At 60.5% G+C, this 1638-nt stretch carries 2 protein-coding genes; both read left to right on the top strand.

From position 1 onward, the window contains the following. On the top strand, positions 1 to 236 hold a 236-nt coding region (locus G315_RS14775), incomplete at its 5' end, for a hypothetical protein (protein ID WP_038031722.1). Between the two features lie 488 nt (positions 237 to 724). Further along, the coding region (locus G315_RS0113645) for a PEP-CTERM sorting domain-containing protein (protein WP_018143863.1) at positions 725 to 1638 on the top strand (914 nt) is incomplete at its 3' end.

Genomic DNA, 1638 nt, shown 5'->3' with positions numbered 1-1638 from the left:
GGCTCGCCGGTGTAGTCACGGCTTGCCCGCTCCACGAACTGCAGGGCATCCTCCACGCGATCCTGTTCCAGATAGATCGCCGTCAGCGTACGAATATCCTGCAGCGATCCGGGGCTCTCCTGAACATGACGATTGAGGTTGTGTTCGGACTGATCGCGGGCCTGCTGTTCGACCTGCTAGTACTTCCCGCCATGCTGGTCGTCGCGCATCGACTGTCGCGGGCGCGTACGGCCTGACCCCATGGCTCCTCGCGAGGCGCGACCGGTCCTTCGGTAGTCGCGCTCCCCCGCACATCACGCCGCCCCTCCCAATCGGCCCGTCACCCCGATCCTTTGCCATTACCCGGGACCTCTTGTGACGTCCCCTGTCGATACGCATTACAACCAAAAAAATACCCTCAACTTACGGATTTTATTTTATTTGTTCTCCATTCATCCCCTACCCGGCGGCCTGACGCCCGCAACCCACGCCAGCCTCCGTCGACCGCCTTTACAGTTCCATCCCAGAACTGGGGCCTATCGCCCGCACGCTGCCAACAATCCAATACCCGCCGGGAAAACATCAAACTTTTCCCCCTACATAACAAAGCCTTACGAACGATCAATCCTCGAAGTGAAACTTGGCACGTTGTCTGCCTATAACAACTCGGCAGCAACTGAATTGGCCATCAGGCCAAGCCCCGGCGATGGTTAAATCGCTTCAAATTGAGCATCAGGAGAAATCCATGAACGCGAAAAAAGCTCTTCTTGCTTCGCTCTGCGTCGGCATTTTCGCCGCAGGTGCGAGTACCGCGACGGCGGAGACGATCGACTTCGACATGAACCTCGACGCCACCGCGAACTACAGCGGCTCGGTCGAAAACGTCCGCCGGATCCAATTCGACCTGAACACCCAGACCTTCCAGTACATTCAGGACCCGAACAACCCGGTTCAGGTCGGCGATGTGTTCTATGACCGCGGGTACGGTGATGCCACGTCCTACCGGACCTCCACCAACGCGGCCGCACCCCAGACCGGCGACATCCTTGGCACCGACTACTCCATGGGGCTCCTCTGGGACGAACTCCGCGGCGTGGTAACCGGCACCGATACAGTCGGCGGCAATTACGTCGTCACCGCTGACTACACCGGGGTCGGTTGCTGCTTTTCGCTGTTCATGGCCGAACCGACCCCCGGTTTCGGTCAGGACTATGAAGGGGCAAGGACACACTACACCGACGGCGAACTGGTCATGGAGATGGGCCTGAAATCCGGCAACAGCATCCTGGAATTCGACAGCCAGGGCGGGGCCTTCATCGAAGGGACCTTCACCTTCGAATTCCAGGTGGACATGGTACTCCCGGGCTTCTGGTTCACCAGCGACGGCATCGACTTCGCCGACCTGATCGCGGACGAGGAAGGCGCCCCGACCTTCCAGGTCACAGCCTTCGCCAGCGCCGGCACCATCCAGGAACCGCCGCCGGAGACCTTCTTCGGTGAAGACGTCAACAACGTGTACGGCGACACCCGCGACGGCCAGTCCCTGTTCAGCGAAACCCAGTCGACCCACGATGGCAGCCTGCGCTTCGCAGTGCCGGAACCGGGCACCCTGGCGCTGATGGGCCTGTCCCTGCTGATCCTGGCCGGCTTCATCGGGGT

The sequence above is a fragment of the Thioalkalivibrio sp. AKL7 genome (genome assembly GCF_000381705.1).
Lineage (GTDB): Bacteria > Pseudomonadota > Gammaproteobacteria > Ectothiorhodospirales > Ectothiorhodospiraceae > Thioalkalivibrio > Thioalkalivibrio versutus.
Note: the sequence above shows the minus strand (reverse complement) of the source record. Positions and strands in the feature narration are given on the sequence as shown.